Origin of the sequence: Flectobacillus sp., assembly GCF_049240685.1 — a bacterium.
GTDB lineage: Bacteria > Bacteroidota > Bacteroidia > Cytophagales > Spirosomataceae > Flectobacillus.
The window spans coordinates 1-6,585 of record NZ_JBMLSD010000478.1 but is presented as its reverse complement, the minus strand read 5'-3'; the positions used below and the strand labels follow the sequence as shown (position 1 = coordinate 6,585).

Here is a 6,585-nt window from a genome sequence, read left to right as displayed (position 1 = left end):
AATCAAACTCCTTCAAGTTCAATTTGGTATCGACCGAAGTCGGCAAAACATTGACCAATTTGATAATCAAATCTTTGGTTTTGCTATCCTCAACTACAGAAACAGAAACTCGCTTTTGGAGATACGAATCCTTGTCTGACAGTTCGACTTGACTAGCAATATAGCTTTCCCCAGCGTGAACGCCATACAGCTTTTGAACTTCATAATCTACTGTAGTTTTTACTTCGGTATTATTAAAGAAAATCAAGTCAGGCTTCCATTGAGTATGACCTTCTTTGGCCAATAGCGGTGCATACGAAGACATACTTACCACATCGCCATTGCGTTCAAGACTGTTTAAGTGTAATGCTTCAACCAAGGATGTATGCAAATTATTGGCTCTTCCACCGATATGTGCTGCGTATTCGCCTAGATATACTTTAGATTTACTACGGTCATAATTATCATAATAATCTTGGTTATTGATAAACCAGCCTGGCGATTGGTAATAGTGTTCATCGACCATCGGAATGCCAATATCATTGGCAAGTTTCCAACCTTCCACATAATCGGTTCCCTCCGACCATGGTCCAACGGTTCCGATTACTACGATTTCTGGATACTTTGCTTTAATGGCCTTGAAAATCATTCTAAAACGCTCTTCAAACAAATCAGTAATCAAATCTTCGTTTCCAATGCCGATATATTTCAAGTTGTAAGGTTTGATGTGTCCATTGGCGGCACGTACTTTTCCCCATTTGGTAGTCAAGTCGCCATTCGCCCATTCAATCAAATCCAAAATGTCTTGGATATAGTTATCCATTTGTTCCATCGGGATACCACCTTGCTGACCAGCTCCACCCACACTTGAGTTTTGGCAACAAACACCCGCCGCAATCACAGGTAACGGCAACGCTCCGATATCCTCACAAAATTGAAAATACTCCCCATATCCAATCCCCATACTTTGGTGATAGCCCCAAAGATTAAACATCGGTTTGCGCTCCTCTAACTTTCCAATCGTATTTTTCCATCTATAAATATTATCCAAACCATTCCCATGCGCCACACAGCCTCCAGGGAATCTTACAAAACGTGGATGCAAATCGGCAAGCGCTTGTGCAATATCCGCTCTTAGTCCATTACGACGACCTTTGAAGGTATTTTTTGGAAAAAGTGAAATCATATCCAAAGCATATTGTCCAGCGGTTTCAGGAACAATCGACAATTCAGCATTAGCTGTTGACTCCTTGACCAATAAACTAATCTCATATTTTTGCCAGATAGTTCCATTTATATCTACATACCCCTCAGCGAACACTTTACCCGAGGAGTCCTTCAACTGAATCGACAGTTTACCGTTTTTTCTGTTAATATTTTTTGCAAATAAAGAGAAATAATACGTTTCACCAGCCTTCAAGGCAATACCTTCATAACCTTCGGCCACCAAGACATCACCTTTTTGTGTGGTAGTCAAAACAGCAAAATGCGAATTGTTATAATGAATTGGACGTATAGAGTCTATAGTAAGCTTAGCTTGACCAGTGGTATGCCAAGCTTTTGTAGCAGTCCAGGATTTATCATTTCCTCCTTTTTCTGAAAGTTTATATTCAAAATCTCTATTCTGAATCAATTCGGCATAGAGACCGCCATCAGCAGCATAGTTCAAATCCTCAAAAAAGATACCCATCAATGTTGAACTAATTGGTTTTCTTTTCTGAAAATCTACAGTTACCTGTGCAGATAATGGTTTTAAGTTGGCTAGTTTTAGAGTATCCTCATACAAATTCTCACGATACAACTTCTGTCTTTCCTTTTCTGATTCCAAATACTTCAAGAGCTTATTGACAACTGCCGAAGACACTTTATAAACCAAACCAGTTTCGGTTTTATCTCCTAGTTTAACCTCAGTTCTAAGATTTAAACGAGCTGATAAAGAAGCTTTTTGCTCTTTCCCATAACTTCTGAAATCTTTAGTAGAAGTAGAAAAAATTTCCGTTTTATCTCCAACTTTACTTAACCAAGAAATAAGATATTCCTTTGTTTTAGCATCATATTTAAACTCTGGCAATAAGCAATTTTGACTGCCCATAAACACAGGATAACTCTGTCGACCCCAAGCGATTAGGTCGACCGAACTTGCATGCGCCAAAGCATTATCCTTTTCATTTACCGAAAAAACACAATGCCAAAGTCCATCCGCACCAAGCCATAAAAACGGACTGAGCATTCTCTTTTGAGCGCCCCAAGTACCATAATCAGAACCTAATACACCAAAATCATTGCCGATAGTATTCCAAGTGTTTTTGTCGCTACTCCATGCTAATTGCAAGCCTATTTTTCCATCATTTTTTAAAGAACAATAGGAAAAAAGGTAGACAGAATCTTGAGTAATGGTTTGTGCTGAGAGTTGTATTGACAAAAAACAAAACAGCAAAAGTAGTTTTTTCATAAAATTGGTATTCAGTTTAAGGTTAAAACAAGACTATTTGATAGGACTAATTTTCTACATCCCAGCACCATGACGGTTGATTTCAGGAGCAAAAGTACCGGTAATCACACCCACTTTTTTTCCTGACCATAAGTCAACAATCTGGCATTTGGCTACACATCCAAGGGCTTTTAAATCAATAGAAATCGCTGATTTTTCAGGAACAACAGACCCAGCAGGATCTTCTGTAAAAACCATAAACTGCATAGTTGCCCCTACATTTTGCATCGCAGCGGCATTGTCGACCCCTACCAAATTATGTTGAGCAAAGGTTACAGTAGCCAGTAAAGTCAGCGCAGTGATAAGAGTTTTTTTCATAAGCTTTGTTAATACTTCAAAAAAACGTGTCAATATGACACAAATAAAGGCAAAAAAAATGACAGAACTGTTGGGCTCTGTGGGACAGTCGTGCAAATTTAGAAGGAAATATTAAATAATTTAGTGGGAAAAGACAATTTTGTGAATCAATTATTTCATCTTTGGAAATTGAAAAATCAAAAGTTGTACTGACTGTGGAGGCTAATTGTAGAAACAGCAATAACTTTTATTTATTCAACTAAAAAATATCAAATCCCTCGCTAGTGCTGGCTTCCTAGCCAGTACTCACTATTTCAAAGGATTCCAATCCTTTGCTAGTGCTGACTTCCTAGCCATTGCCTCTGATTTATATGTATTATACGATAAGCAAACCGATACTGTATTGCTAAATGATTTACCCATCAATAACAAGAAAGTTTATGCAAAATAATTTTAGAATCGACTCTATATTTCACCAAGTGGGTTATTCGTTTGATATTCCCTTAGAAATTCATCAAGAGCTCATACGAGAAATAGACTTAAAATTAAAGTCTGGGGAGATTTCTTTGTTAGGGAAAGAGGAGTATTCTCTTTTTGTAATTGTTAATACGGGTAAAGAAGTGATAGATTTAGCTATCAAGAAATCCTACCAAAGTAAAAAAGAGCGGTATTTAGAATATGTAATTTACATTCCTTTTAATGCGGTCTCTAACAATGAAGCTCAAGTAAGTATGATTTTGACATATTTGGACTATTTAAACCTAGGTATTAAAATGATATTAGCAATTTATAAAGCTGATACAAAGGTAATTGAGGATATTTTTCGGAATACTAAATCTAAAGTTTTGCATTCAGATTCGTTGTATCATTGACCGCTTGCTATACATAAAACTCTCAAAAATCTTGACCATCGCTAGTTTAAAAACCATAGGCAGAAGTATAAAATATATTGCCGCAAGCCATTCAGCATACAAAAAGTTGTAAAGTTTTACTCAGAAATTAACAATTATGGCTAGTGTACTGACATTCGATGAAACAAAGCGTGAAACTAAAATAATCATTCAGCATCTAAGACAAACCTAATTTTAAAAACAGATTATTTATGAATAAAGGTTGTAAAAAATAATACCCTGAATTAGTAATTTCTTCAAAATAGTACTTAATTTATTGACCTCAGTCCTTTTTGAATGTCATTATCACAATCATTGAGTGAGGTACATAAAAATGAGGAACAATATAGCTGTGATTACTAAAAAGCCTGTTAGCAATGGTTAATAAAAATGATTTAATAGACTATCCAGAAGTATATGATATTGACTGGTTTTTAGTATCCAGCGAACAATATTTAATACATTTTTCTTCATCGGGAGGACAAATACCTAAATTGGTTTTAGAAAGTTATGATTATCTCCCTATTTTAAATAACTTCTTTGATAAATTGGCAGAAATCACCGCGGCAGAACTGAACCCTGTTCTCAAAAATAACAAAAAAAAATTTCTTAGAAAGGATGATTCAGAGTACCTAGAGTGTTACAAAAAATGGGCAACCAAAGGATTTTATACATTTGATAAAGCAAAGGACAACATGCCAATTAACAACGAATATCATTTAGTTGCGCATCCTCAAAAGCCTATGCAAATTGACTTATTCCCAAATGATATAAAAGAAATTCTTCGAAAACTACAGTTGGGAGCCTCTATAAAAGGCATCAATTCTATTAATCTTTCAGAGTTTCCACAACTTTGGTAACGGTAAAGTATTAGCTGAGGCATATCCCAAAATCGGAACTTAGAAATTGTGGGGTAAGAGCTTTTGGGATAGTTTGCAATGAAACAACATTAAATGTTTGAAGGGAATTCACTAAAATTAAAAGGGATCAAAGAAAGTCATTAATGGATAATCTGAATTTATGCACCTATAAAAACCAATGTTCATACGTACAAATGCTATATCATGATTAAAGTATTGTGTCTGGTTAAAATAATAGTAATTTGAAAGAAACCACACCTTAAAATTGAGATATGTAACAGAATCAAAAAAACTATTTCGTTTCTACTATTGTTTGAAACCCAATTTAACGCAAATTTTAATGGTAAAAACTAACTTATGAAAAAGACACAATTATTAAGAAAATTTTTGCTCACACTAAAATATGCGATTTTAGGCATTATGTCATTATTCTTAATTTTGACTATTTATGATTTTATTGTTTCGAATAGATTTAGCTGGGATCCAATTATATTAATAGCAATTCTGGGTATTATTTTCTACGTGTTTTTGAAAATAATAAAATGGATAAACTTGTAACAAGGATAGAATGCATAATAATCAACTTTTTTAAAATAATTATTATGAAAAAGCACTCATATATTATTGTACTCATAACCCTTACGCAACTTTTAATTAATTGCTCTAAAGATAAATCAAGTAAGAATATCAAGTTATACGATATGCCTGCTTTGGATAGCTCGATAAATTTATCTGAAAAAGCTCAGATAGATAGCCAAATGATTAAAGGAGTACGGAACGAAAATTCTGAAGCTATTCCATCTGTTGCTCTAGAAAAGGAAAAATTGATCAATTCCTATGAAAGAATTTCAAAAATAGACACGATACTAAATGTTGATGGAAAGAACAAAATGTATCTTCATATTAAATATTACTGTTTGTTTGATAACAAATTGATTATTCCTCAAAGATATATTTCTACAAATAATGATAGCTCTACAACCTTTTTGACCCATAATTTCATGTCTACTATAGTCCTATGTTATAATCAAGACACTATTGTTAATCAAAATATCGATAAGAATACATTCAAAAAGTACTTATCATCATTACTACAGCAATACGGAAGCTTAAGAATGCCATATTTATATAAAATAACAAAAGATGGTATAACTCTTAACTACTCTGTATCAATTCCTTTAACTGATATAGGAGTTTTAATGAATGTCAACATTGATAAATTTGGAAAATTTAAAATATCGGAATGAGCCTCGCTAGTGCTGGCTTCCTAGCCAGTACTCACTATTTCAAAGGATTCCAATCCTTTGAAATAGATGTGATGTATTAACAGTATTGAAAAACTCATTTACCTGTAGACTAAGCATTCAATATTACATGGGAATGAATAATAATAGAAGATATACAAGAGCTATAACTCCCTATTCTAACAAATATATTGCACCTTTCCTATTTCTTCTAATCGGATTTTTCCTATTTTTTCGTGCAATTCTTTGGTATGTTGATTTTCACGAAGGCAAAATTCTTGAAAATGGAGCTGAAGTAATTGGAGAAATTTATTCCTTTGGCGGTAAAACCACGCACTTTCGTTTTATGTATCAGAAACAAAAATATGAGGTGAATGTAGATAGGGCTATTAATACCATTGAATTAGGAGAAAAGTATTTTATTAAAGTTGATACAAATGACCCTACCGAAGTTGTAGTTGAATGGTGGAAACCAGTTATTGACTCTTCTTTTAACAAGATACGCCCAACAGAAATAGATCTTGAAAAATCATTCTTCTCTGATAATTTTGACTTTTCTTATACCATCAATAATCAAATTTATACCCGTGTACAAAGGTTTCCGCCCAATTTTGAGAATCAAAAAAGTAGTAATTTTTGGGTTTATTACAAAAGAGAAAATCCTCGAATAGCATATTTGATGGGGTTTTATTAATAGGTCGATTCTTCAAATTACTCACATTTCTAAATCAATAAAATGCACTTGAAAAAAACATCTCTATTGCTGTTATTAGCCGTCCAATTGATGGCGATGGCTACGCCAGTATTTGCTCAGGAACAGAATC

The 6,585-nt window shown here is 33.9% G+C and carries 6 protein-coding genes; 4 read left to right on the top strand and 2 right to left on the bottom strand.

Features of this window, described 5'->3' with window-relative positions; all coding sequences use genetic code 11:
• Positions 1-2,431: alpha-L-arabinofuranosidase C-terminal domain-containing protein (locus tag ACOVQ4_RS22190; RefSeq protein WP_421822777.1), on the bottom strand; the 2,431-nt coding region annotated here is incomplete at its 3' end.
• Between the two features lie 54 nt (positions 2,432-2,485).
• A complete protein-coding gene (locus ACOVQ4_RS22185) occupies positions 2,486-2,788 on the bottom strand; it encodes a hypothetical protein (protein WP_421822776.1) in 303 nt (100 codons plus the stop codon).
• Positions 2,789-3,207: 419 nt separating this feature from the next.
• Between ACOVQ4_RS22185 and ACOVQ4_RS22180 the strand changes: the two genes are divergently transcribed.
• From ACOVQ4_RS22180 to ACOVQ4_RS22165, 4 genes are all read left to right on the top strand, one after another.
• Positions 3,208-3,639 carry a hypothetical protein gene (locus ACOVQ4_RS22180; protein WP_421822775.1) on the top strand — a complete coding sequence of 144 codons (432 nt, stop codon included), beginning with the start codon at positions 3,208-3,210 and terminating at the stop codon, positions 3,637-3,639.
• 395 nt (positions 3,640-4,034) lie between these two features.
• Positions 4,035-4,517: a hypothetical protein gene (locus ACOVQ4_RS22175; protein ID WP_421822774.1), complete on the top strand. Its 483-nt coding sequence runs from the start codon at positions 4,035-4,037 to the stop codon at positions 4,515-4,517.
• 602 nt (positions 4,518-5,119) lie between these two features.
• The gene (locus ACOVQ4_RS22170; RefSeq protein ID WP_421822773.1) at positions 5,120-5,764 is read left to right on the top strand and encodes a DUF4738 domain-containing protein; all 645 of its coding nucleotides are present in this window, start codon (positions 5,120-5,122) and stop codon (positions 5,762-5,764) included.
• A 127-nt stretch (positions 5,765-5,891) separates the two neighbouring features.
• Complete coding sequence (locus tag ACOVQ4_RS22165) at positions 5,892-6,455, top strand: hypothetical protein (protein ID WP_421822772.1); 564 nt, start codon at positions 5,892-5,894, stop codon at positions 6,453-6,455.
• Positions 6,456-6,585: the final 130 nt, after the last annotated feature.